The sequence below is a fragment of the Nisaea acidiphila genome (genome assembly GCF_024662015.1).
Taxonomy (GTDB): domain Bacteria; phylum Pseudomonadota; class Alphaproteobacteria; order Thalassobaculales; family Thalassobaculaceae; genus Nisaea; species Nisaea acidiphila.
In genome coordinates this window covers 430,533-455,881 of record NZ_CP102480.1, presented here as the reverse complement: position 1 = coordinate 455,881, position 25,349 = coordinate 430,533, and the positions used below count along the sequence as shown (strand labels likewise).

The window sequence follows — 25,349 nt, the reverse complement described above, 5'->3', positions numbered from 1 at the left end:
CCCGTCAGGCGAAGACGTCCGGCCCTTGACGCCCGTCGGGGAGCAGTTCCGCGACCGGAAGCGGCGGAAACTCCTTCTGTACCTTGAAGCTGACGGCGCCTTCCATGCCGGTGCGCGCCGCTGTTTTTTCGAAGATATCGATAATGTCCGCCCGCATGTCCTTCGGCAGGGCGCGGTGGGTCCGGATCAACAGCGAGAGCGACTTCTGGGCGACGGCGCCGTCGATCTGAAACGCGCCGAGCCCGCTTAGCAGAAGATCGACGATAAAACGGGTCTCACCGTCGCGCCGTTCTTCCTCCCTGTCCTCCTCCTCTTCGCCCCGGTTTTCATCCTGTTGCTGGTACGGTGCCGGCAGCACGAAAAAGCGCAATTGCTCAAGGGCGTCGTTGTTCTGGAGCGGCATGAAAAATGCGCGCCAGCCGCCGCTTTCGGGGCCTCCCTCGCTCGCCCTGTTCAGCGACTGGAAGTCGCCGCTGAGAGCGGAGAGCAGCCGTCCGTTTGAACTCCCGAGGGCCTGACTTGCATCCCGCCCGATCCAGCCGCCCAGCGACCCGGCACGGACTGCGGCGAGGAAGAACAGCATGGAAGCGGTGAGCTGCGGTCCGGGCCGGGAAACGGTCGCGGCGAGTTGGGCCGCCGTCTGGGGCGAGGCAAGCTCCAGGGCTCGCATACTTTCTTCCAGCGCCGGCCATTCGCGGGAGAGCACGGCGAGGGACGCCGGCGCCTGGGTTCCCGGACGCGCGGCGGAGTCGGAAGCGGCGCGGGACAGCATTTCCATCCGGATCTCGGACTGCAACTGGCTGCTCTCCGTACGGGCCGCCACGTCCAGCAGGCCGACGGACGAGTTCACGATCGCTTGGCCGTTCCCGCCGGTCGCAACGACGGTGCCTGAGATCACTGTGCCGCCGGTCGACGGCTGCGTACCGAGGGCATTGCTTGCCGGCTGCCCGACCGAAAGGACCCGGACCGGAAAGTCGGTGCCGGGAGGTAACGCCGTGACGGGACGGGGGGCGGCGGAGGCCGCCGAACCAGTCTGGGACGAGGCCGCAGGTGCTGCCGGTTGCTGGGGCGTCGGTTGCGGCGCCAGTGGGGCGGACTGTGTCTGTGTCGTTGCTGTCTGAGCCGGTGCGAGTGGGGAAGCCGCCGCCTGCGTCGGAGGTGCCGCAGCCGGTGTGCTGGTTTGGGGGGGAGCGGTACCTGTTGGCGCCGGGGGCGCCGCAGTCGGCGTTCCCGGCTGCTGAGCTTGAGCGGGCGCGGACGCGGTGACCGCCGGGCCGGAAGCTGCCGGCTGTTGCGGTTGTGAGCCGGATGGCGGAATGGTCGCGGCCGGCGTTGCCGATTGCTGCAGCGGCGTTTGAGGTAGTGGCGGTTGGGGCGTCGCCGGCTGGGCTGCCGCGGCAGCCGCTCCGGAGCTCTGCGGCACCTGCGGAGGATAGGCTTGCGGTGCTTGCTGAGGCGCCGGCACCGGCTGTCCAGCCGAGGCAGGTTGCCCGGTAGAGACAGGCTGTGCGGTGGCGGGGGTCGTCCCGCTCGAAGCCGGCGCTTGTACCTGCGGCGCCGGGGCCCGGGCTTGCGCCGCGTTCGGCACGGCCGCCGGAGTCGACGTCAGAGTGGGCGCGGGAGAGAAGGCGGGACGAAATTGCGGACTGGAAGCCAGAAGATAGCGCGCAGCAGCCTGTGCGGCCTGTTGCGGGTTACCACCCGCTGCGGGCAACGGCGTACTGGCTATTCCCTGCGACAGCGAGGTCGGGCGCAGCACAATGGCCCGTGCGACCTGTCCGTCGGTGAGAGGAGGGAGTGGCCGTGGCGCGGCCGCTTGCGTCTGCGCTGCGGCACCCTGCGACGTCGCGGCCGGGCGAGCGGTTCCCGATGCCGCCGCGTCATCCGCCGAAGCGGCGTTGCGGGGCTGCAGGAAAACCTGCAAACCGCCGTCGGTCGGCCGCGTGGTCAACGTCACGGCCGCATTGGCGCGCAGGAAGGCCGGGATCTGCCGCGGATTGATTTGCAGCGTCGCCTCTCCGGCCGCGGTCCGCACGGAAACGGTTCCGTTGGTGAGCACGCGGGTAACGGTCGCATCCTGCTGTAGTGCCGAAGGCGCCGAGGATTGAGCGGCAGGGGGAGGCGCCGTCTGTGCCGGAGCCGGTCGCGTCTGAGATGGCGGAGAAGATGCAGCCGGGGGCTGCGAACTCGCCTGGGGCGTCGGCTGGCTCGCCGGCTGCGCAGAGGATTGTTGCGGCGGAGGGGATTGCGGTGCGGGCGTCTGTTGCGCTGGAGCTTGGGCGGGCGGAGCGGATTGCGGCGGCGGCGAAGGCTGCGCTGCCGGTTGAGATGTCTGAGGTTGCGGTGCTTGGGACTGAGGTCCTTGTGACTGAGGCGCTTGAGGTTGCGCCTGACCTTGGCCCTGCCCTTGAGGCGCGGGAGCAGGCTGTGCCGCGGGCCGGGAGGCACCGGTGGTCTGCAGGGCCTCAGCGCCGCTCGTCACCCGGGCTTCGACCTGAACCGCCTGCGTCTGGCCGGCGGTTCCTGTCTGCGCTGTCGGGGCTGTGGGTTGTACGGTGCTCAATCTGTTCTCTGTGCCGCTACAGCAGCTTGTCTACGATGGCCTCCATATCGGTCGAGGCCTGTGCCGACGGGAACCGGCTCAGGATCGGGCTCTGGTTCCGGATCGACTCGATCACCTTGCGGTCGCGGCGGATGATGCCGAGCAAGGCCGGCTCGAACTTCAGGAAATTCATCGTCGCCTTGCGCAGCGTCTCGTAGGTCTTGCGCCCGTCATTCGCGGAATCGGCGCTGTTCACCACGATCTGGATATTGCAGTTCGGATCGTTCTGGTGCGCCACCTTCACGAAAGCATAAGCGTCTGTCAGCGAGGTCGGCTCGGCCGTCGTCACCACCACGATCTGCCCGGCGCGGGCCGCCAGAATGCGGACGGTCCGGTCGAGCCCGGCGCCGAGATCCATGACCACGCGATCGTAGCTTTCGGACAGCGTCACCAGCTCGTTGCCGAGGGACTGCAGACGGTTCGAGGGCAGGGTCGCAAGGCTGCCGGAGCCCGAGCGCCCGGCGATGATATCGAAATTGCCGTCTTCGTAATGAATCTTTGCCTGGGCGAGCGAAAGCCGGCCGCCGATTACGCCGCCGAGGTCGCGCTGAGGCATCAGGCCTAGCTGGATGTCGACGTTTGCGAGTCCGAGATCCGCGTCGAAAAGCAGGACTTTCTGGCCCATCCGGCTGAGCCCGTGGGCGAGGGTGACGGAGAACCAGGTCTTGCCCACGCCGCCCTTGCCCGATGCGACGGCGAGGATTTTCGGCCCCTTGAGGGCAGCGCCGCTGGCGGCGGTCTGACGCGGCTTATCGGCAGGCGACATCATTGGACAAATCCTTCGTCCGGTTCCGTGTTAGCGATCTCAGCCATAGGCGCCTCGCGCTTCGGGCTGCTCGTCGTCGAAGTCTTGCACCACAGAGTGTGGAAGCAACAATCGGGCCAGCGTAACCGGGTTCATCGGTCTGAGGCCGTCGGCCACACTCGGCCCGACGCCGACATCCGTCAGCATAAGGTCGGCGACTGCAGCGGCGCTTAGATAGGATCCGAAGCGCCGGGTCATGTCGATCCGTGTGAGCAGCAGACGCCGCGCACCCAGCTCGCGGTAGATGGCGGCGATCTCGGCTGCTTCCATCGGGTCGGTCCCGCCGGCCATGACCAGAACCACGTCGGCGTCGACGGCCTTGATCAGGCGGGCCTGGCGCGCGATGTCCTGATCGTCGAACGGGTTGCCGCCCGGGCAATCGATCAGCACATGTCCGCGTCCCTCGGCACCCTTGACGGCCGCGCGCAATTCCTCGGGCGTGCCGGCGCTGATCAGGTTCAATTTCAGGATCTTGGTGAAGGCCTCAAGCTGGGCGAAGCCTCCCGCCCGGACCGTGTCCGTGGTGATCACGCGCACCGGCTGTTTCTGCATGACGATCTTGGTCGCCAGTTTGGCGATCGTCACTGTCTTTCCGGCTCCGGGCATACCGACGAGCAGGATCGGTTTCTCCGCCGTGCCGAGCGGCATGGGCGAGAAGCTGAAATATCGGTCGACAGCTCCTGCCAGGGCCAGGACAGGGTCCTCGAGGGCCATTTCCTCTGCCGTGGCGATCAGATCGTCGGAGAGTTGCGGCGGAACGCCGTTGGTGAGAAGGGCGTCCGTTATGATCTCGATCGGGTCGTGATAGAGCTCGTCTTCGTAGACATCTTCCTCGAAGCCATACTCGTCTTCGACCTGGTCGATGGCCGCCGTGATCCGGACGCCGCTTCCGCCTTCTCCGGTCTGGGTCGAGACGATGATCGCATCCTCGCCGAAATGCTCCTTCACCAGGGCCATGGCGTCGTTCATCGTGTCGGCTGTAAAGGTCTTCAGGCGCATGAGGTCCTCACCGGAGATGCGCGTCCTGGGAGCGCCCTAGACGAAAGCTATACCTGTCCAAGAGTCTTGATCCGTGCCTTTGGATGAATCTCGTTCTGGGACATTACCACAGTCTGCGACCGGAACCGCTCGACGATCGAGCGGACATAGGGACGAATGCCAGGAGAGGTCAGGACGACCGGGAATTCTCCGACTTCCGCCAACTGGTCCAGTGATTTGCGCAGTGCCGTGATGAATTCCTGCAGTTTCGACGGCGGCATGGAGAGCTGTTGTTCTTCGCCCTGTCCGATAATCGAATTGGCAAAGGTCTGCTCCCAGTCGGGGGACAGGGTCACCAGGTGGATAACGCCGTCATCCGCGGTATTCTGCTCGCTGATCTGGCGTGCGAGACGCGTCCGGACATGTTCGGTCATCAGCGTGATGTTGCGCGTGAAGGTCGCCGCTTCCGAGATACCTTCGAGAATCGTCGGCAGGTCGCGGATCGAGACCCGCTCGCCGAGCAGGTTCTGCAGGATGCGCTGAAGGCCGCCGACGGAAATGTTGGACGGCACCACGTCGGTGACGAGCTTCTGGTACTGATCCGGCAGCTCGTCCAGCAACTTCTGTGTCTCGGTATAGGACAGCAGTTCGCGCATATTGTCGCGGATCAGTTCCGTCAGATGTGTGGTCACCACGGTCGAGGGATCGACGACGGTGTAGCCCTTGAACAAAGCTTCCTCGCGCTGCTCCGGGCCGACCCACATGGCGGGCAGCCCGAAGGTCGGCTCCCGTGTCTCGGTACCCGCAAGCTCGATCGGATTGCCGGCCGGATCCATCACCAGCAGCCGGTTCGGCCGGATATCGCCGCGTCCGACCTCGATCTCCTTCACCCGGATGACATAGGTGTTCGCGGGGAGCTGAAGGTTATCCTGGATCCGGACCTGCGGCATGATGAAGCCGCTCTCGACCGCGAGTTGGCGGCGCAGCGCGCGGATCTGGTCGGTCAGGCGCTGCCCTTCGACGGTTTCGTTGACCAGCGGCAGCAGCCCGTAGCCCAGTTCGAGGCGCACGAGATCGATATGCAGGGCGGAGGAGATCGGCTCTTCCGGCGGCGGCGCGGCGGCTTCCTCGGCCTCGCGCTGGACTTCCGCGGCGGCAGCCTTCTCGGCCTGGCTGTAGACCATGTAGGCGAGGCCGCCGACAGCGCCTGCGAGCGCCAGGAAGATGAAGGTCGGGAAACCGGGCAGCAGCGAGAGGATGGCAAGAAGGAAAGCGCAGAGGGCGAGTGCTTTCGGATAGCCGCCGAGCTGGCCGAAGACCGCTTTCTCGGTGGTGCCGGTTGTGCCGCCCTTGGTGACCAGCATGCCGGCCGCTGTCGAAACGATCAGCGCCGGGATCTGGCTGACGAGGCCGTCACCGACGGTCAGCAGGGTGTAGGTCGAGAAGGCATCGTTGAAGCTGATACCTTGTTGCGCGATGCCGATCACCATGCCGCCGATCACGTTGATCACGGTGATGAGGAGGCCGGCAACCGCGTCGCCCCGGACGAATTTGGAGGCACCGTCCATGGCGCCGAAGAAGGTGCTCTCCGCGCTCAGTTCCTCGCGCCGGTTACGCGCCTGATCCTCGTTGATCAAACCGGAGGAGAGGTCGGCGTCGATCGCCATCTGCTTGCCGGGCATCGCGTCGAGACTGAACCTGGCCGCGACTTCGGCGATACGGCCGGAGCCTTTGGTGATGACGATGAAGTTCACGATCACCAGGATCGAGAAAACGATGATCCCGATCGCCGCGTTGCCGCTCATCATGAAGGCGCCGAAGGCCTGAATGACTTCGCCCGCAGCGTCCGTTCCCGTGTGCCCATCGGCCAGGATCAGGCGCGTAGAGGCGAGGTTCAGCGCCAGCCGCAACATTGTCGCGATCAGCAGAACAGTCGGGAACGCGTTGAAATCGAGTGGTTTCTCGATAAAGAGCACGGTCATGAGGATGACCACCGACAGCGCGATCGAAATCCCGAGCAGGATGTCGAGCAGCATTGTCGGGACCGGCAGAATCAGGACCGAGAGGATTCCGACAACGCCGAGCGCGAGATAAATATCACCGCGATGCGCCGCACTCTTCAGACTATCGAGGCTGAAGGAGGGCAGGGCGGTACCCGTACCGGAGCCGCCACCTTCGGGCTGCGGGGACTGGCCGGAGGCGTCGCTCATTCAAGGCCTCTCATGATCGCCCGTTTCGTCATTCCGGTCGAACCGCCGCTCAGACCGTGGCCCGGTCGGCTTCGCCCGGAGGCGGTACGTTGATGCCGTCCTCGGAATAGGCCTTCAACTTGTTGCGCAGGGTCCGGATCGAGATGCCGAGGATATTCGCGGCATGGGTCCGGTTGCCGAGGCAATGGGTCAGAGTGTCGATAATGAGCTGGCGCTCCACGTCGGCGACGGTGCGGCCGACAAGGTCGCCGCCCGCCGGATCGCTCTCCGCAGGCGCCGGTTCGGCGGGTGAGGCCGCCGGAACCGGCTCCGGTTCGTCGAAGGAGGCCGGCTGGAACGCGTTCGTCGCCGGCTGTTCTACCGGTTTCGGAGCCGGTGCGGCGGCAAGCGGCGGGGCTTCCGGCGCTGCCGGGGCCATCTGTTCGCCGGTCAGGATGATCGCCTCCGCACCGATCTCGTCGCCGGAGGCGAGCAGGATGGCGCGGTGCATGGTGTTTTCCAGCTCGCGCACATTGCCGCGCCAATGATGGCCCTGAAGCCTTTTTACCGCTTCGTCGCTCAGCGGACGCTCCGGCACGCTGTTGGCCTCGGCATATTTCTTCGCGAAATGCTCGGCCAGGAGCTTGATGTCCGCCGGGCGCTGACGCAGCGGCGGGAGTTGCAGATTGAAGACATTGAGGCGGAAATAGAGATCCTCGCGGAAATTCCCGTCACGCACATGCCGCTCCAGGTCCCGGTTGGAGGTCGCAAGCAGGCGGATATCGACCTTCACCGGCGTATTGCCTCCTACCCGGTCGATTTCCCGCTCCTGGATCGCGCGCAGCAGCTTGGCCTGCAGGCGGATGTCCATCTCGCTGATTTCGTCGAGCAGCAGGGTGCCGCCGTTCGCTTCCTCGAATTTGCCGATACGGCGCGCGACGGCGCCGGTGAAGGCGCCTTTCTCATGGCCGAACAGTTCGGATTCCAGAAGATTGTCCGGGATCGCCGCGCAGTTTACGGAAACGAACTGCTTGTCGGAACGTTTGCTCTTGTCGTGCAGATAGCGTGCGAGCACTTCCTTACCGGTGCCGGATTCGCCGGTGATGAGCACGCTGGCATCCGATGGGGCGATCTGGTCCGCAAGCTTCAGGACCGCTCCCATGATCGGATCCTGAAAGACCACGGAGCTCTGTTCTTCCGTGACCGCCTGGAGCACGGCGGCGATCAGTTCCGCGTTCGGGGGCAGGGGAATGTATTCCTTCGCCCCGGCCTTGATCGCCGCGACCGCGGCGTCGGAGTCGTTCTCCAGTCCGCAGGCGACCACCGGCGTGTTGATCCGCTCCTGGTTCATCGCCCGGAGCAACTTGGCCACCGGCTGGGCAACGTCGATCATCACGAGGTCGGCGCCCTGGCCGCTGCGCAGCGCGTGCATGGCCCCGTCCACCGTGTCGAGATGGCTTACCTTCGCCCCTTTCTTGAGGGCGATCTGACCCGCTGCGCTAATATGTCCGCCCAGAGTGCCGACGATCAGCAATCGCATCTGTCAATTCTCCCTTCGTGCGGCCGGTCCCGGCCGCACCCGTCTAGCCGTAATAGTCGAGCCGCTCCGAAGGCGGCAGCTTGGTATTGAGAAGCCGCTCCAGCAGGCGCGGGTTTTCCTGCCGCGCGATCGACATCGCGCAGGCATGATAGATTTCGCATTCGAGCAGTTCGGACTCGGCGTTTCGCTCCAGCTTGGCCGCGATCGGCGCGAGGACCATGTAGGCCATGATCGCACCATAGAAGGTGGTGAGCAGCGCGACCGCCATGGCGGGGCCGATGGAACTTGGATTGTTCAGATTGCCGAGCAGTTGGATCAAACCGATCAGGGTGCCGATGAGTCCCATGGAGGGCGCAACCTCGGCGGCGCGTCGTAACACGCTCGCGTGACGGTGTCTCAGGTCCTGTACCGCATCGATTTCCTGCGCCATGACCTGGTCGATCTGATGTGGGGTCGCGCCGTCGACGGTCATCGCGATGGCGCGCTGCAGGAAAGGTTCGCTGTCGATCGCCGGCAGCACGTGATCCAGTGCGAGGACGCCGTTATCCCGCGCGATGGCCGCCAGATTGAGGCAGCGCTCTCCCGCCAGCTTGTGATCGAAACGCTTCGGAAGCATGGTTTGGAAGACCGTGCCGAATGCACCGAACAGCTCGGAAATGCTGAAGGACACAAGAGTGACCGCGAAGGTGCCGATGAGCACGATGAGCACGGACGGCAGATTGTAGAAGGAGCTGACCGATCCGCCCAGCACGAGCGCCGTGCCAACCAGGCCAAAGGCCACGCATAGCCCGAATATCAGCGCAATATCGATGGTCCGGCCGCTCGCCGGGACATCGAACGAACGGGTGCGGGCAGGGCGCGCCGGGGCGCCTTCGTCTACAGTCGCACGATCAGCCATGGAGCGTTCCCGCCTTCAGCGTCAGCCGGTCCGGTCGGACTTGATGATTTCCGTCATGGTCACGCCGAGGCGCTCGTCGACGATGACGACTTCGCCGCGGGCCACTAGGCGGTTATTCACATAGATGTCGATGGCCTCGCCGACCTTGCGGTCAAGTTCGACGACGGCGCCACGGCCGAGTTTCAGAAGTTGACTGACCTGCATGCTGGATTTCCCCAGCACCGCAGAGACCTGTACCGGAATATCGTAGACCGCTTCCAGCTCCCGGGCGCTGATCCGCTCCGGCGAGTCGGAAGCAACGACTTCCTCCGGTTCGTCTGCGGCCTGCTGCTCCATGGCTGCGGCCATATCCATATCGTCGAGATCTTCGAAATCGACATCGCTCTCGTCGGACATTCAGCTCTCCTCCGCGGCAGTGCTGCGTTAGCTCTCTCTCACCTCAGCTTCATCCGGATCTGCAGGCAGGTCCATATCCGGCTGTTCGACTTCGGTGGTGATTTCGGTATCGGCCAAGGGGGCGGCCATTTCCATCTCGTCATTCGCTCCCGGCTCGTCATCCGGTTCCGGTTCGGTGGCGGCCTCGGTTTCGGCCCCCATTGCCGTTGCGTGTTCCGTCTCGTCCGGCATTTCACCGGCGTCGTCCACTTCCGGAGACGCCGGCACGTCCGAACCGATGCCCGAGCGCGGCGGGAGGGCGGAGACCGTGCGTTCCACCATCTCGTCGATCTCGCTCCAGGTCTCGTCCAGCGCGCGCTCGACCGCGCCGGCGGCCCAGGAAACACGGCAGTCCGTTGCCACCAGTTCGGGGTCTCCGACCAGCACCACTTCGCCTTCGTATCCGACGCGGGAGGCCATGAGCTGGACCTTGTCCCGCAGCGGCTCCTCAATCTCGGCGGCGACGCGGATCATAACCTTCGGCTGTTCGGTCAGGAACTGGAAGGCCTGGTTGATGACATGCTCGATCTGCGGAAGCTCAGTGCCGCGGGTCAGTTCCGGGGCGAGCTTGCGCATGATCGTCGCGGACAACCGGACCGCGTCGCGCTGCATCTCGCTTGTCCATTTGCGGTGCGTCTCGGTCAGTTTTCCGATCTGGCTCAACACGCCTTCGAGCGCGACCGCGACCTGCTGTTCTATGCCGGCCATGGCGGCGGACATGCCTTCCTGGCGGCCGAGTTGATAGGAGGCTTCCTTCGCCTCGTCGATTTCGTCCTGGCTGTAGGTCGGCGGGGCGTTGGCCGCGGCTTCTTCCTCGGCGAGGCGCGCCGCTTCGGCCGCTCGGCGCAGCTTCTGCTGATACTCCTCGTCGAAGATATCGTCGAACAGGAAGCGTGATTTCTGCGTCGCCATGCTCGTCAGCCCCCCACTCTCAAACCGGTTCTCCGTTCACTGCCGTTCAGCCGCCCGTATTGCCGGCTTCCTGATACATCCAATTGCGAATGATCGCGACGGCTTCCTCCGGGTGTTTCTCGACGATTTCGCCGATCTTCTTGAGCGAGGAGGCACGTACCCGGCCTTCGACCTGGTTGATGTCGATCATCTGGTCGAGAAGGCTTTCCTCTTCGTCGTCGCCTTCTAGCAGTTCCGCCATGTCGGCGGTCGCGCCCGGCCCCGTCAACTGGGCGATCGCGTCGGCGCCGGCAATCGCCGGCCCGCCGCTGGTTGCAAGCGTGGTCGGCATCGATTCAAACAGGCGCGTCAGCACCGGGCGAACCACCAGGAGGATCACGAGGAGTCCGACCACGGCCAGAACCAGAACCTCGGCGAGCTGCAGGAACTCGTCCTTAGAAATGCCAAACAGCAGCGAGCCGTCGTCCAGATCCAGCGGCTCCAGCTTGACGAACTGCATGTTGACGACCTCGACGGTGTCTCCGCGGCTGCCGTTGTAGCCAACGGCGGAACGGACGAGGGTGGCGATCTGCTCAAGTTCCTCGGGGGAACGCGGCTGGTAGACCTTGTCGCCGTCCTCGTTTTCGACATAGCGCCCGTCGACCAGGACCGCGACGGAGAGGTTCTGGATCTCGCCCGCTTCCTTCACCCGGTTCCGGACGGTCCTGCTGATCTCGAAATTGACGGTTTCCTCGCTGCGCTCGGCCTGAGAGAGGGCGGAGAGGTCGCCGGCGCCGGCATTGGCTTCGGCTTCCGGCAGGTTGTTCTCGACAGAAACCGTGTCCTGCTTGTTGCGCTCCTGGGAGCTTTCGCTCTCGGTGATGGTCTGTGTCGAGCGGGCGACCTGGCTGTCGGGATCGTAAATCTCGGACTGCTCGGTAAAGCGGTCGTAATCGATTTCGGCACTGATCTCGGCGCGGACGCGGCCGAGGCCGACGATGCGCTCGACCAGCTCTTCCACGGAGCCGCGTAGGCGGTTCTCGAAGGCGAGCCGCATTTCCTCGGAGCTCTGGCCGGGAAGGGCGCCGTCTTCCTCGGATGTGCCGCGCGCAAGCAACTGGCCGCGGCTGTCGAGAATGGAGATATTCTGCGGATCCATTTCCGGAACCGCCGCCGCCACGAGATGCTGGATCGCAAGGACTTGTTCGCGGCCGAGGCGGCCGGCACCCTGAACCTGCAGCACGACGGAGGCGCTCGGCTTGCGGCGCTCGCGGCTGAACAGCTCGCGCTGCGGCAGCACCAGATGGACGCGGGCGCCGCGGACATTGTTCATGGCGCCGATGGTGCGCGCCAGTTCACCCTCTAGCGCGCGCACCAGGTTCACGTTTTGCACGAAGCTGGTCGTGCCGAGCCCGTCCGACTTGTCGAAAATCTCGTAACCCATGGTGCCGCCGCCGGGCACGCCCTGTTCGGCGAGCGCGACGCGGAGCTTCAGAACCTCGTCGCCGGGAACGTAAACCTGTTGGCCGCCGGCTTTCAGTTCGTACTCGATGTTCCGGGCTTCGAGTTCCTTGACGATGGCGCCGCTGTCCGCGGGGTCAAGGTCGCCGTAAAGCAGCGACATGCCGCCTGTCGAAAGGCGGGAGGCCAGGAAGATGAAGAAGCCGAGCACGGCTACCGCGGTGCCGACGAGGGCGGCGATGCGGATCGGGCCGAGATTCCGGATAAGGTCGACGAGAGGATTCATGGGTCAAGACCCTCGCAGTTGCGCGCAGCAGACGCCCGGCGTGCAAACCGGGCCACTCTCATAAGTATATTGCATTTTATACATATCTTATGAAAATTGAAATAGTCCTCTCGGCAAAAAATGCCTAGTGAATATATCCGACAATGAATCGAAAGAGAACAATTAATTAGCGGCGGAACTTGTGGTAAAGGTTAAGGAGGATTTGTTGTCAGTCGGACGCGAGCCTGTTTGAATGACCCGTATCGGATGCTCCGGGGAGTTGTCCATGGAGAGAATTGAATCGAACACCGCTAGGGTGGGCCAGTCCCCCGGATTTTCCTTTTCCGGCATGGTCGATACGTCGCGCTCGCGCCTTTCGACGCTGAACAACGAGGCGGTGAAATACCTCGAACAAGGCAAGATCGAGGAGGCACGCAAGTTATTCACCGCGATCCTGAACGAAGACGAGAAAAACGTTCACGCCCTTCACGGCGTCGGGGTCGTCGCGCGCGAAATGGGACGCCCCAAGGTCGCGATCGAGTTGATGAAGAAGGCGCTGGAGTGCGATCCGCGGAACGCGATGATCGCATGCAACCTCGGCACGATCTACGAAGCGGAGAAAGACTATGAAGAGGCGCTGTCCTGGTACAAGAACTCGCTCAAGTGGGGCGGCAAACGCCTGAAAGCGGAGGGCCAGGACGGGATCATCCATAACAATATCGGCAGTGTGTTGTCGAAACTCGGGCGCAGGACCGAGGCGCTGGTTTCGCTGCGCCGCGCGCTGGAGGTTGGAGTCGAGTTTCCCGAGGCCCTGACGAACATTGCGACGATGCTGGCGGATCTCGGCGAGTTTAAGCAGGCCAACGGCTATTACAGGCGTGCGCTTGAACTGGATCCCGAGAACGCGCATGCGCACCATAATTTCGGGAGCAACCTGCTGCGCCAGGGGGGCTGGGAGGAAGGCTGGTTCCATTCGGAATGGCGCATGGTGGCGACCAACAATGGGAAGCCGTGGAGACGGTTTCCCCAGCCGCTCTGGAATGGCCAGCCGTTTCACGGCGCGCGAGTGATCCTGTATGCCGAACAGGGTATCGGCGACGAGATTCGCTTTGCGAGCATGGTTCCGGAGGCGATCGCACGGGGCGGCGAAGTGGTCGTGGAATGTGCGCCGCGATTGGTGAACCTGTTTCAGCGCTCCTTCCCCGAAGTGCGTGTCGTTCCGTCCCCCTATTGGCCGGCGGAAGAGGGGGTGGAGCCATTCGACATTGCTTGCCCGTTTGGCACCTTGGGGCGTCTGTTTCGTCCCAACAAAGAGGCGTTTCCCGTACATTCCGGGTATCTGAAGCCGGATCCCTACTTCGTCGAGCTGTTCCGGGAGCGTCTGAAGGAAGCTGGGCCCGGGCCCTATATAGGGTTGTGCTGGCGCAGCGGTCTCGGGGGCGCCTACAGATCGGAGTATTATTCCGGCGTCGAGGACATGCACACGCTTCTCAAGATCGAGGGCGTGACTTTTGTCAATCTGCAGTATGACGCCCGTGACGACGAGCTTGAGTTCATGAAGTCGGAATTCGGCGTCGATCTCGTGCGATGGGACGATGTCGACCTGAAAATCGAACTGGAGAAAGCGGCGGGGCTAACAAGTTGCATGGATCTGGTGGTCAGTCCGGCGACCTCGGTCTCGACCATGTCGGGCGCGCTCGGGGTCGAGACCATCGAGTTCCGGCCGTTTCCGGTTCCCGAATCCTATTTCAAGAACGGCCGATGCCCCTGGTTCCCGAGCGTGCGCTATTTCTCCAAGCGACAGTCGGAGAAGTGGAGCAAGGTTTTGAGAAAGATCGCGACGGAGATCGAAGCGCTGAAGCCGTAAATCAGCTTCCCGACCGGAAACGCCGGGAGGCTCTGCGGTAATCCTGAATGCGCGTCGCACGCAAGGCCCGGGTGCCGTGGGCCTTGATCAATTCCCGCCAGTTCGAAAACTCCTCATGGCTGAGGCTGTAGCGTTCGCAGGCCTGTTCCAGCGTGATCACGCCATCCTCGACGGCCCGGACGACCTGTGCTTTCCGGCTGACGACCCACCTCTTGGTATCTGCGGGCGGTAGGCCGGCAAACGGGTCGGCTGATGCGTTCGCTTTGTTGTCCTGCTCTGCGCTCATCGTTTCTTCGCGGGGTGTGGTCACGGTCGTCTGCTCATTTTTGTGATCAGTAGGCCGGTAACCCCAGGATAGGTGGCGCGTCCTAAGGAATAGTTAAAATGCGATCTTTCTCGGTTCGGAATGTCCACAAAAAAAGCCCCGGCATAAATGCCGGGGCGAGATAGAAATCGGTAGAAATCGAATGGAAACGATACCTACCTCTTGATGCGGATGATCTCGTCGAGCAATTCGTCGCCGGTCGTGATGATCCGGGTGGAGGCCGAATAGGCCCGCTGCGTGATGATGAGATCGGTGAACTCGTTCGCGATATCCGTGGTTGAGTTTTCCAGCGCACCGGACTGGACGCGACCGGTACCGCCGTTCGTCGGGATGCTGAGAACGATATCGCCCGAAGTCGAGGTGACGCGGTAGGCGTTGCCGTTCACCGATGAGAGTTCCGTGGATGAAGGAACGGTGCCCAGCGGGAGCCGGTAGATGTTTCTCGACTGACCGTTGGCAAAGTTCGCTGCGACCAATCCGTCCTCTGATATCGAGACGCCGATCAGGGCCGATGGGCCGGAGCCGTCCTGGTTCAGCAATGAGGTTTCGAAATCACCGTTGAACTGCGACATACCGGTCGGCTGCCCGAAAGTTCCCCAGTTGAGCGTGATCGTGGCCGTCGCGACCGAGCGGCTGAACTCACCCGACGAGATGGTCAGCGTTTCCGTTGCCGCTTCGTTGGTTGTGCCCGCGGTTCCGCCGTTGACGCTGCGCAAGCTGCCATCCGGGTTGAAGGTCATTGTTCTTGCCGCGCCGCCGAGCGACATGGAGGTCGCGTTGATCGTGCCCGGGTTGCGGATCAGGGTGTAGTCGTAGGTCCAGGTGTTGGGGGCCGCCCCCTTGGTCCAGGTCGTTTCGAGCAGGTAGTCGAAGCCCTGGGAGTCATAGATCGTGATATTGGTGATCACGGTGTCGGCGGTTGCCGCGCCAGCCGGGAGGTTGGCGTTTATGGTGACATCGTCGGTCGCGTTCGCAATCTGGCCGAACTGGGACAGATCGACAGTCTCGAGACTGGTCAGCAAGTCTCGGGTGTCGTTGTTTACGATGGTGCCCGTCGCGTCGGTCCGCCAGCCCTGCAGGTAATAACCCGCGGTATTTACCAGGCGGCCGTTCTCGTCGGTGTTGAAGGAGCCGGCGCGGGTCAGAAGATATTCGTCGTCGTTGCCCGGATCGGCGGCCTCGTTCACAACAAAGAAGCCGTTGCCGTCAACGGCGATGTCCGTGGTGCTGTTGGTCGCCTGCAGCAGACCCTGGCGGCTCGGATCGGTCAGGGGCTTGGTCTGCACGCCGCCCGGCGTGAAGGCCGTCGCGGTCGGGCTGCGGGTGACGAGCGTCTGGAAGCGCGCATCGGTTTCCTTGAAGCCCACCGTCTGCGAGTTGGCGATGTTGTCCGAAATGATACCAAACGCGGTTGCCTGTGCGCCGATCGACGCCACGCCCGCGAAAAGTCCGCCGGTAACACTCATGTCTAGTCCTCCATTCCATGACCGGGCCCGGGGGCGCGGCCGTTTCTACCGATGGTGCCGGTCTGGCACCGTGGCCGGGGGCATCTGTTCGGCCGCCCGGTCCTTCCGCCTTAAGTGGCGGAAACTCGCGTGATTTCGTCCATGCCGACGCTCACATTGCCGATAAGCAGGCTCGGGCCGTCGCTGCCGGTCACCACACCGGTGACCAGGCCGTAGGCCTCGACGAGGGTGTCGATGGACTGGTTTTCTTCATCGAGAGAGCCGACCTGGATCGAATAGGTTCCGTCCGGAAGCTGTTCCCCGCCGGAGTCCGTGCCGTCCCAATTGAACTCATGGCGCACGCCGGCGGTGGTCTCTCCTTCTTCGGTGTAGACGAGGGTGCCGTCTTCATCGAAGACGTTGATCGAGACACTGTCTGCGTCGGTTTCGGAGTCGATCAGGTACCCCCAGGACGCGCTGCCATCTGTCAGCGTGGTCGTATTGCCATCGAAATAGACGCCTTGGTTGATGTAGCTGACGGCTGCCGAATTCGCATTGCCGCTCTGCGCGCTCACCAATTCCTCAAGAAGAGTGTTGGCCTCGATCTGCTGCTCGACGGAAGTGAACTGGACTAGCTGTTCGGTCATCTGGTTCGTGTCCATCGGGCTCGTCGGATCCTGGTTCTGAAGCTGGGTCAGGAACAGGGTCATGAACTGGGAGAGCTCTTCCTCCAGGCGTTCTGACGTCGTCTGCTCCTGAGCGTAGATGCTGGTTTCGCCAGTGCTTGAAACTGCGCTAAACATCTCACTTGCCTCCTAGGCCACCATGTTCAGCGAACCGTCGTCGCCGATACCGTCTTGTTCAGTCCCTGCGGTGGCCGTACCGAGCTGTTCTTCATCAGCCGCCAGGTCGCCGCCTGCGTTCGAGAGCGAGCCGTTGCCGTCTCCGGCGAATTGCTGTCTCCCGTTGGTGTCGCCGCCCCGCATCTGGAATTCGAGGCTGTCGCCACCGGTCTTGAATCCTGCGTCCTGCAAAGCCTGTTCCAGTTGCCGTGCATCGCGTTGCAGAAGGCTTAGGGTTTCAGGTTTTTCGACCGTTACAATTCCCCGAACGCCGCCGTCAGAGCCGAATTCGAGGCGGACCTCGACTTTGCCAAGCTCAGACGGATTGAGCTGCATCTTGATCCGGTCGAGGCCACCCTGGGCAGCTTTGACCAGCTTTACTTTGACCTGTTCGGCGGCTGCACCCGGCAAAGGTTGCCGGGCTTCCTGCGCATTGGCCGCGCGTTCGGATCCGTTGGCCCGGAGCGTGTCTCCGAAGCTGCTGCCGGTCGTTGTCGACGGCATCTCGCCGGCACGGGGCGTTCCGCTCGAGGTCGAGCCTGAGTCGCTAAGGCCGTTTTGGCTGGCACCGCCACGCGAGTGGTTCCCGGCGGCCTGTTCGATTGGCGTGCCCGCCGGTTGCGATTGGACGGCCGTGAAGGCGGTCGTGCTGCCTCCGGCCGGAGCTGAGGACTGGGTTGCGCCTGCGACGATTGCGCCGACAGCGGTCTGTCCGGCATTGGCCGCGATCTGAGAGACCGCTTTCTCGGCGGCGCTGTTCAGGGCGTTGCTCTGCTGAGCTGCGCCGAGGGCGTTCGAGCGCGGCACGCGGCTGTTCAATGCTGTCACAGCGGCGATGGTTTCGCTCTGGGAAGGCAGAAGATTCGGCTTAGGCGCATTGTCCGCGGCGGCAGCCCGGTTCGCGGCTAGCAGCGCGGTCTCGCCGGCATTCTGCTGTCGGGCGGCGACCGATTGTTCGATCTCGATCTTCGGCAGCGGCTGCCCCGATTGGGGTGCAGCTGTTTTCGCGGTGCCTTGAGGGGCTGACGTCTCTGTTGCAGGCTTTTGTGCCTGGTTATTCGCATTGGCTGCGCCGGCCGCCGCCCTGACCGCACGGGCTACGGCATCCGCCGGCAACTCGGTCGTCTTCCCGTTTGTGCCGGCGGTTGCCGTCTGCGCCGTGGCGGTCTGGGCAGCGGATTTCTGAGGCCAGGGGACGGGGAGCGTGAGAGTGGTCTTGTCGTCGCTCGCGGCTGCGTTTGCATTCGACTTCGCCGCCGCTGTCGCGTCCTCTGCCGCCGGACGCTGCGTCAGTTTTTGCAGTGCCGCGAGTTTGGGGTCGCCGCTTTGATGCGCAGGAGCAGAGGCCGTCTGGGTCGGGCTCTGTTTTGCCGAGTTGCTTTCGCGTGGCTCGGTCGCCGACGTCGCCGTCGTCGCGGCCGTGATCTTCTGCTGACCTGCCACTACATTATCGGAAGCAGTCTTTATTTGCTCATGTGCGGCCTTTTCAACCGCTGCTGACGTTTCGTCGGTTTTCTTGACAGAGTGCCCGGAGGACTCGACCGGCGCAGTCTTCTCATTAGAGAGCGGGTTCTGCTCGTTGACCTGGCCGCTCGCCTGTGGCGTGGGGGACGGGGCGTTGTCGTTGCCGTTCTCGGAGCCGTTCGACGTGCCAGTCTGTGTCGGTGCCACTTGCGCGGTCCCATCCGGATGCGCAGGCTCCGTTTTCGGCTGAGTCTCCCGAACCTCTGAAGCGACCGGCGCTGCGGCCGGACTGTCTGCCGCAGCCTCGGTGGAACCTTCAGCAACGTTTTCCTTCGGATCTTTTGCCGGTGTCGAAGCCGGTTCCGGTGTCGAGGCAGGGGCGGCGTCAGCCTCCGATGCAGGAGCGTTATCTGCCTGGACAGTTTTCGTCTCGTTATGAGACGGCGCCGGGGTTCGCGAGGCTTCAGTACCGGACGCGCGCACCTGGCTGTCTTCTGGACGGTCTTTGGTCTGAGACGGCGAAGTTTCCCGGCGTGACTCATGCCTGTTGTTTACGTGCTCGCTTCGAGCGGAAGACTCGCGGCGAGTCGATTCCGCCCGCACGCTGTCGTTGACGTCATCGCGGGCATAGTCTTCGAGCCGAAACTTCGGCCGATCCGTGTTGCGGGATGCTATCGGGTCGAACGGCAATGCGCTCGCACGCTTCGTTGATGCGCCGCTCAGAAGATCCGGGGTGGTCGATACGGGAGACATGCTTTGCCCTCGCGCTTTGTGTTTGTCGATCAGAAGCAAGGACCGGGCCAGTCCTGACGGGCAGAATTTGCCGACGGTTTGGCGGAGTAATCGGGGTTTTGGCGGTCGCGCGGCGAGAGGTGGGCAACTTGTGCCGGGTCTGAGGGGCGGTTATTTCCCAGTGCTCACGGTCGCGCCAGGCAACGTCTCCAACGACGGTTGGCATGCAAGTTGAGTGTGCGGCGACTGTTGAGGATGTTTGGGTTCGTAAAGGAGGGTGGCAGGAGAGGGTACGCCGCCATGGGGGCTAACTTATTGGGAACAAACAAATATTGCATTTATCTACAATTTTAATTTTTTTATTGACAATATTTATGCATGTGTGGATGATGAGCGCCGTGGGGAGAACCCCACTATCAGCAAAACGCTGATTCATCACGAGCCCTTAGAAAGAGGACTTAAACCATGGCTATCCAAAACTCTGTTCTGACCAATCCGTCGTCCTTCGTCGCCCTTCGCACGTTGAACGGCATTAACCGTAGCCTTGACGTCACTCAGAACCGTGTCTCCACGGGCCTGAAGGTTGCGGGCGCTCTGGACGATGCGTCCAACTTCGCCATTGCGCAGGGTATCCGCGCCGAACTGACGGCTATCGATGCGGTTACTCAGGGTCTGAACAACGCCAAGGGTATCGGCAAGGTCGCGATCGCCGGTGTCACCGGTATTTCCAACCTGTTGTCCGATGTCCGCGGCAAACTGACCGAGCTGGCAAACGAAGGTATCACCACCTCGCAGCGTCAGATCCTGCAGAACGACTTTAACGAGCTGATCTCGCAGGCGGCGAACTTCATCGCCAACGCGTCGTTCAACGGTGTGAACCTGATCCAGTCCGGCGCCAACACGGTCAACACGCTCTCCAACCTGTCCGGCGGCCTTCTGACTCTGACCGCCCAGAGCGCCGTCAACACCCAGGTTGGTGCTATCGCTACGGCGACGCTTACCAACGCGACCAACGCTCAGAGCGTGATTGCAAACGAATTCTCCAACCTCGAGTCCGTCGTGAACACTGCTCTCGGCGCGCTCGGTGCGGAAGTTCGTGCTTTGAACCTTCAGACCACGTTCCTCGAGGAAATCCGGGACGCGACCGACGAAGGTTTGGGCAACATCGTCGATGCCGACCTGGCGCGCGAGTCTGCAAGGCTCACCTCTCTGCAGGTGCAGCAGCAGCTCTCCACTCAGACGCTCAGCATCGCGAACCAGCGTCCGCAGACCCTGCTGGGCCTGTTCGGCTAAGACAGCCAGACCACATTTTTGCGAAAGGGCGGCTTCGGCCGCCCTTTTTTGCGTCCGGGCCATCAGTTTGATTCTACCAGTGCGATTTTCCCCACATCCCGGAAATCGCGATAGTCCGATGAAGTTCTAATTATTTCATAATCTTATTGTCTGCCAACCGGAGGTTCTCATCGGGTGGCGAAATCCCTTACGGATATTAAACTTTTCGCAACTATTTTCTGTGTTATTATATGTTATCCGCTCGAAGAAGCGGGTTTTGCTCTGGGGGCTTGCCCCTAAAATCCGCGGGAAAAATTCCCGCAGACCTTAGAAAGAGGAGGCCAAAATGGCTGTTCAAAACTCTATCCTTACCAATCCGTCCGCTTTCACGGCTCTTCGTACCCTGAACTCCATCAATCGGAGCCTGGATACGACCCAGAACCGTGTTTCTACCGGCCTGAAAGTTTCCGGTGCGCTCGACAACGCTTCCAGCTTTGCCATCGCGCAGGGTATCCGGGCCGAGTTGAGCGGTATCGACGCCGTTACGCAGGGCCTCAATAACGCCAAGGGTATCGGTAACGTTGCGATCGCCGGTGTGACCGGAGTTTCCAACCTCCTGTCCGACATCCGCGGTAAGCTCACCGAGCTGGCCAACGAAGGTATCACCACCGCGCAGCGCAACATCCTGCAGTCCGACTTCAACGAGCTGGTCTCGCAGGCGGCGAACTTCATCGCCAACGCGTCGTTCAACGGTGTGAACCTGATCAGTTCCGGTGCGACTTCCGTTAATACGCTGTCGAACCTGGCTGGCGGTACTCTGTCCCTTACGGCGCAGAGCGCGGTCAACACCCAGGTCGGCGCTATCGCCACGGCGACCCTTTCCAATGCGACCAACGCGCAGAGCGTGATTGCCAACGAATTCTCCAACCTTGAGTCCGTCGTGAACACCGCGCTCGGCTCTCTCGGCGCGGAAGTTCGTGCGCTCAATCTGCAGACGCAGTTCCTGGAGCAGATCCGGGATGCGACCGAAGAAGGCCTCGGCAACATCGTCGATGCCGACCTGGCTCGTGAGTCTGCTCGCCTCACCTCCCTGCAGGTGCAGCAGCAGCTGTCGACCCAGACCCTCGGTATCGCGAACCAGCGTCCGCAGTCCCTGCTGGGTCTGTTCCGTTAATAACGGATCACATCTCAATAGAAATCGGGGGAAGAAATTCCCCCGATTTTTTTTGTTCACATTACCCGGGCTTCTGCCCCTAACTGGCTCTGAGATGCCGATGCCGCGCTCGCTGCGATGACCCGGTGCACCGGACTGTGACGTTCCTCATTTTCGAAAGCCCACATTTGATGTTATGAATAAGACGTCTGTTTGATTGTGCGGGTTTCTTCGAATGCCTTTAAAAATCAATGTGAAACCTGGAGAGAAGTTCGTGGTTAACGGCGCCGTGATGGTTGCCGGAAAAAAAGGCGCATCTCTGGTGCTCCAGAATGAGGCCACGATATTACTCGGCAAAGACATCATGCAGGAGGAGGATGCCAACACGCCGGCGAAACGAATCTATTTTACCATTTTGTTAATGTATCTCGATCAGGATGAATCGGACCAATATCGGAACACGTTCTTGGAATTGGTTGAGAGTTTTCTGGAGGCGACGACCTTCAAAGAAGTCCGTATGACACTTCTGAATATTGTTCAGGATGTGAACGAAAAGCGCTTTTATCGAGCATTGAAAACCTGTAAGGCGCTCATGAACTATGAATCTGAAATTCTCAAGATCGGCACGCCCGCGGCGGTTGGGAGTTAATTGATGTCCGGCATCGATGCCTACAAGAAGACGATCAATCAAACCGCTACTTCGCGTGATACGGAATATCGTCTGCTGGCGCAGGTAACGTCAGAATTGATCAAAGCGATCGATAATCAGAACGATGCCAAGAACGACCCTAAGAAAATGTCTCAGGTCGCATCGGCATTGAACTGGAACAAGCAGGTTTGGGACGTGTTTGTTGAAGATTGCGGTACGGCCGGCAACCAGCTTCCGCGTGAGCTTAGGGCGGCGATCGTCAGCCTTGGAATTTGGGTGACGAAGGAGACCGCGCTAGCGCTTGAGGGAGAGGGGGATATCGATTCCCTCGTTGCCGTCAACAGGGACATCATGAAAGGGCTGAAGCCGGAGCAGGCCACGTCCGCAAGTCCCCAGCCGCAGCCGAGCAGCGCGGTCGGGTCCATCCTCGACAAAGCCTGAGCGTCGGCGCTTAGCGCGGCGGTGTGGCGAAGGATCGGGAAAATCATCCAATTCGAGCTGGTGACGAACTGCATTTTGAGAAATTGCTGTTCGCATCACTGAGCGCACATCGGAATTCGCAGTTCGACCTGGCGGAAACCGGCTACAGGGAAATCCTTTCGAGATTTCCCGGTCATGCCGGTGCCAATGACCTTTTCGGAACACTGCTCCATCAGACCGGGCGACCGCGAGAGGCCGAGATGCATCTTGAGCGGGCTCTCAGCCTTGACCCCGGCTTGGCCTCCGCCTCCAACAGCCTTGGAGCGGTCCGGTTTCAGCAGAACAGGAAAGCGGACGCTGTCCGGGCATTTGCCCAGGCGAATATGTCGAACCCCGCCAATGTCGACGCCTGGCTCAACCGCTCCCGTCTGGCCGAGCAGATGGGGGACCTTGATCAGGCATTTTCGACTGCATATGAGGCCGTTCAGCGTTTTCCTGACCTTGCAGCAGTTTATGCCAGGGCAGGGGCCGCGTTGCTTTCAAGGCGAGAGCCAGACCAAGCGATCGGCTATTTGGAAAAGGCCATCGAGCGCGCGCCGTTGGAAATCGAGCCGTATCTGCATCTTTCCCTGGCTCGGAAGCAGGCCGGCGATGCTGGCCGTTCACAAGCAATATTGCGCAGTGCGATTTTGCTGGCTCCCGATGCAGTGGTTCTCTACCCCCATCTGAGGGACGGTGAGGGGCAATCCGATTGCCCAATTGATCTGGCAGGATGGGCATCAAGGGCAATTTGCCTCTCTCCCCGGAGTGCCGGACTTTGGGCTCTGCTTGCTGCGGCGTTCGAGGCCCGAAAGGATGATAAGAGGACTGCTTCTGCCGCGCGGCGGTCGATGTTACTGGAACCCGATGCGCACGCGGCACATCATTGCCTGGCGCTGGCTCTGTTCCGCATGGATGAATTCTCCGCGGCGGCGAGAGCAAGCCGGCTTGCTTTGTTACTCTTTCCGGATATTTCCGAGCTTCGTTTCGTCGCTGCCGCCTGTGCCTTCATTTCCGGCGATACCGCGGCCGGATGGCGGCTTTACGAGGATCGCGTGGGCTCTCGGCTAGACACCCGCCGTGTGGGTTTGCCGGAACTCTGGGACGGCCAATCCGATCCGGGACATCTGCTTGTTGCTGCCGAGCAGGGTGTTGGTGACGAGTATATCTTTCTCAGCCGCCTTTCCTGGCTACGTGACAGGGTCTCAGAGATCACAGTCGAATGTGACCGCCGAAACCGGCGCCTTTTTGAGCGTAGTTTCCCGGACTTCCGATTCATCGACCGGCAAATTTCTGCGACGGAAAGAGAGGCGCCAGTCTTTGATTATCGCGCGGCTTGCCGAGAGCTGGATTTCGATCGCGCTATTCTTTCTGCGTCGCTTCTGCCTTTGTCCAAATTGAATCCGCAAGAGGTGGGGCCGAGGGCATTTCTGCTTCCGGAAGCGAATGAAATCCAACGCTGGCGGACTTACTTTTCGGAATTGACCGACTTAAGCCTGGTCGGAATATGCTGGCGCGGCGGAACGTCTTCTACGGCAAGAGACCGATTTTATTGCGATGCCGAAGCCATGCTCGCGGTGCTCGGGCCTCGTCAGGCGTTGTTCGTCAATCTGGTCTACAATTCACTCCCTGGAGAGTTAGAAGCTGCAGGAGCGAAACTCGGTTGCATCGTCCATGATCCTGTAGGGATCGATCAGAAGGATGAACTTGACCGTCTTGCTGCCTTGCTGGCGGTGTTGGACGTTGTCGTCGCGGTCGACACAGCCGTCTGTACTCTCTCCGCCGCGGTCGGCACTCCGACTTTGCGGCTTGGGCGGAGTCTGATGTTCCAGAGCGATCACCACGATGCGGTTCTTGGGGCTTCGCTTCCGATGTGCAGTCGGGCAGAGCCTTTCGATCTCCCGACGTGCCTTTCCCGTGCGGCTGCGCGTCTATCGGACATTCTCAGTTCCGAGCAATAGCGGAAAAAACCTCCATTCCACCCTGGAATATCCTGCCGGGCGCTCTGTCGGGCGCGGCTTTCTTGGAAGCGTTTCTCGACTGGGGGAATCGATAAAATGTTTTAAATCAACAAGTTGGTGGTCTTCTCGAAACTGGTCCGGCTCTTGCGACAAGAGAGCCGAGACAGTGGTTCGCCGTCAGATTCACCCGGCAAAAAACGCCGAGACCAAGAATTGGTCCGGAGGCTGGGCAGAAGGGCGGCGCAAAGAGAGAAGGAACACTGGTTATGGTTAGTAACTCGATTCTGACGAACCCGGAGGCTCTTGTTGCGCTACGCAACCTCGAGCGGACCAATAATCTTCTGGCGCAGACTCAGGACCGTGTGTCGACCGGTTTGAAGGTTTCCGGTGCTGAGGACGATGCATCAAACTTTGCCATCGCCCAGGGCATCCGGGGCGACATCCGCGCGCTCGGTGCGATTCAGCAAGGTCTGAACAACACCAAAGGTATCGCACAGGTTGCGCTCGCCGGCGCGACATCGATTTCGGACCTGCTGCAGGATGTGCGTCAGAAACTGACGGAATTGTCGAACGAGGGGATCACGACGCAGCAGCGCAACATCCTGACCGACGATTTCAACGAACTGATTTCCCAGGCGCGTAACTTCGTCACCAACGCCGTATTTAACGGCATCAACGTGTTGAACACCTCTACCGCGGTTAACACGCTGTCGAACCTGAACAACGACACGATTACGCTTCGCGCACGTAACCTGCTGACCGACATCAACTCGCTCGGTGGTGCGGCGTTGACCACCGCTACCAATGCGCAGAGCGTCCTTACGGCACAGTATTCCAATCTGGAATCGACAATTAATATTGCACTCGGCCAGCTTGGTGCCGATACCCGCGCGTTGAACTTCCAGACCGAGTTTCTTACCTCGGTCAGCGATGCGACCGAAGAAGGACTCGGGAACATCGTCGACGCCGATCTCGCTCGTGAATCAGCCCAGCTCACCGCATTGCAGGTCCGGCAGCAGCTCGGTGTACAGGTTCTCGGCGTGGCGAACAACGCGCCGCAGGTCCTGCTGGGTCTCTTCCAGTAAGAGCCGTCGGGATAGCATCCGGAGGAGCCTG

General features: G+C 61.7%; 21 protein-coding genes. 8 read left to right on the top strand and 13 right to left on the bottom strand.

The genetic code is table 11. The features are described from left to right. Window positions 1-4: 4 nt before the first annotated feature. A complete protein-coding gene (locus tag NUH88_RS02245) occupies window positions 5-898 on the bottom strand; it encodes a hypothetical protein (protein WP_257769701.1) in 894 nt (297 codons plus the stop codon). Here NUH88_RS02245 and NUH88_RS02240 point away from each other — a divergent pair. Beyond that, window positions 885-1,121 carry a hypothetical protein gene (locus NUH88_RS02240; protein WP_257769700.1) on the top strand — a complete coding sequence of 79 codons (237 nt, stop codon included), beginning with the start codon at window positions 885-887 and terminating at the stop codon, window positions 1,119-1,121. The genes NUH88_RS02245 and NUH88_RS02240 overlap by 14 nt on opposite strands. Before the next feature lie 1,458 nt (window positions 1,122-2,579). Here the strand turns inward: NUH88_RS02240 and NUH88_RS02235 are convergent. From NUH88_RS02235 to fliF, 8 genes are read right to left on the bottom strand one after another with little or no spacing between them, the layout of a single operon-like run. Then, on the bottom strand, window positions 2,580-3,368 hold the full coding sequence (locus tag NUH88_RS02235; RefSeq protein ID WP_372743577.1) for a MinD/ParA family protein: 789 nt from the start codon (window positions 3,366-3,368) through the stop codon (window positions 2,580-2,582). Window positions 3,369-3,407: 39 nt separating this feature from the next. Beyond that, window positions 3,408-4,406, bottom strand: a complete 999-nt coding sequence (locus NUH88_RS02230) for a flagellar biosynthesis protein FlhF (protein ID WP_257769697.1) — start codon at window positions 4,404-4,406, stop codon at window positions 3,408-3,410. A 47-nt stretch (window positions 4,407-4,453) separates the two neighbouring features. Next, the gene (gene flhA / locus NUH88_RS02225) at window positions 4,454-6,595 is read right to left on the bottom strand and encodes a flagellar biosynthesis protein FlhA (protein ID WP_257769695.1); all 2,142 of its coding nucleotides are present in this window, start codon (window positions 6,593-6,595) and stop codon (window positions 4,454-4,456) included. 49 nt (window positions 6,596-6,644) lie between these two features. After that, complete coding sequence (locus NUH88_RS02220; protein ID WP_257769694.1) at window positions 6,645-8,114, bottom strand: sigma-54 interaction domain-containing protein; 1,470 nt, start codon at window positions 8,112-8,114, stop codon at window positions 6,645-6,647. A gap of 43 nt (window positions 8,115-8,157) precedes the next feature. After that, window positions 8,158-9,012 carry a motility protein A gene (locus NUH88_RS02215; protein WP_257769693.1) on the bottom strand — a complete coding sequence of 285 codons (855 nt, stop codon included), beginning with the start codon at window positions 9,010-9,012 and terminating at the stop codon, window positions 8,158-8,160. A gap of 21 nt (window positions 9,013-9,033) precedes the next feature. Beyond that, window positions 9,034-9,408, bottom strand: coding sequence for a flagellar motor switch protein FliN (gene fliN / locus NUH88_RS02210; protein WP_257769692.1), 375 nt, complete (start codon window positions 9,406-9,408; stop codon window positions 9,034-9,036). Window positions 9,409-9,435: 27 nt separating this feature from the next. Then, entirely contained in the window at window positions 9,436-10,359 is a 924-nt protein-coding gene (locus NUH88_RS02205) for a FliH/SctL family protein (RefSeq protein WP_257769691.1), read from the bottom strand. Between the two features lie 46 nt (window positions 10,360-10,405). Further along, window positions 10,406-12,085: a flagellar basal-body MS-ring/collar protein FliF gene (gene fliF, locus NUH88_RS02200; RefSeq protein WP_257769690.1), complete on the bottom strand. Its 1,680-nt coding sequence runs from the start codon at window positions 12,083-12,085 to the stop codon at window positions 10,406-10,408. A gap of 265 nt (window positions 12,086-12,350) precedes the next feature. Between fliF and NUH88_RS02195 the strand changes: the two genes are divergently transcribed. Continuing rightward, a complete protein-coding gene (locus NUH88_RS02195; protein WP_257769689.1) occupies window positions 12,351-13,931 on the top strand; it encodes a tetratricopeptide repeat protein in 1,581 nt (526 codons plus the stop codon). A 1-nt stretch (window position 13,932) separates the two neighbouring features. Here NUH88_RS02195 and sciP read toward each other — a convergent pair whose 3' ends face one another. The 4 genes from sciP to NUH88_RS02175 all read right to left on the bottom strand — a co-directional run bounded on the left by sciP (window position 13,933) and on the right by NUH88_RS02175 (window position 18,799). Continuing rightward, window positions 13,933-14,241, bottom strand: a complete 309-nt coding sequence (gene sciP / locus NUH88_RS02190) for a CtrA inhibitor SciP (protein WP_257769688.1) — start codon at window positions 14,239-14,241, stop codon at window positions 13,933-13,935. Between the two features lie 170 nt (window positions 14,242-14,411). Next, the gene (locus NUH88_RS02185; RefSeq protein WP_257769687.1) at window positions 14,412-15,722 is read right to left on the bottom strand and encodes a flagellar hook protein FlgE; all 1,311 of its coding nucleotides are present in this window, start codon (window positions 15,720-15,722) and stop codon (window positions 14,412-14,414) included. A gap of 110 nt (window positions 15,723-15,832) precedes the next feature. Beyond that, window positions 15,833-16,504: a flagellar hook assembly protein FlgD gene (locus NUH88_RS02180; RefSeq protein ID WP_257769686.1), complete on the bottom strand. Its 672-nt coding sequence runs from the start codon at window positions 16,502-16,504 to the stop codon at window positions 15,833-15,835. Between the two features lie 12 nt (window positions 16,505-16,516). Beyond that, the gene (locus NUH88_RS02175) at window positions 16,517-18,799 is read right to left on the bottom strand and encodes a flagellar hook-length control protein FliK (RefSeq protein ID WP_257769685.1); all 2,283 of its coding nucleotides are present in this window, start codon (window positions 18,797-18,799) and stop codon (window positions 16,517-16,519) included. 405 nt (window positions 18,800-19,204) lie between these two features. Here NUH88_RS02175 and NUH88_RS02170 point away from each other — a divergent pair, with 405 nt between their 5' ends. From NUH88_RS02170 to NUH88_RS02145, 6 genes are all read left to right on the top strand, one after another. Continuing rightward, window positions 19,205-20,032 carry a flagellin gene (locus NUH88_RS02170; protein WP_257769683.1) on the top strand — a complete coding sequence of 276 codons (828 nt, stop codon included), beginning with the start codon at window positions 19,205-19,207 and terminating at the stop codon, window positions 20,030-20,032. 325 nt (window positions 20,033-20,357) lie between these two features. Further along, window positions 20,358-21,185, top strand: coding sequence for a flagellin (locus NUH88_RS02165; protein ID WP_257769682.1), 828 nt, complete (start codon window positions 20,358-20,360; stop codon window positions 21,183-21,185). 214 nt (window positions 21,186-21,399) lie between these two features. Further along, the gene (gene flbT, locus NUH88_RS02160; RefSeq protein WP_257769680.1) at window positions 21,400-21,813 is read left to right on the top strand and encodes a flagellar biosynthesis repressor FlbT; all 414 of its coding nucleotides are present in this window, start codon (window positions 21,400-21,402) and stop codon (window positions 21,811-21,813) included. 3 nt (window positions 21,814-21,816) lie between these two features. Next, window positions 21,817-22,254: a flagellar biosynthesis regulator FlaF gene (gene flaF, locus NUH88_RS02155; RefSeq protein WP_257769678.1), complete on the top strand. Its 438-nt coding sequence runs from the start codon at window positions 21,817-21,819 to the stop codon at window positions 22,252-22,254. A 23-nt stretch (window positions 22,255-22,277) separates the two neighbouring features. Further along, window positions 22,278-24,233, top strand: a complete 1,956-nt coding sequence (locus NUH88_RS02150; RefSeq protein ID WP_257769677.1) for a tetratricopeptide repeat protein — start codon at window positions 22,278-22,280, stop codon at window positions 24,231-24,233. Between the two features lie 266 nt (window positions 24,234-24,499). After that, window positions 24,500-25,318 (top strand): flagellin, encoded by an 819-nt coding sequence (locus NUH88_RS02145; protein ID WP_257769676.1) that lies wholly within the window; start codon window positions 24,500-24,502, stop codon window positions 25,316-25,318. The last annotated feature ends 31 nt before the right edge of the window (window positions 25,319-25,349 follow it).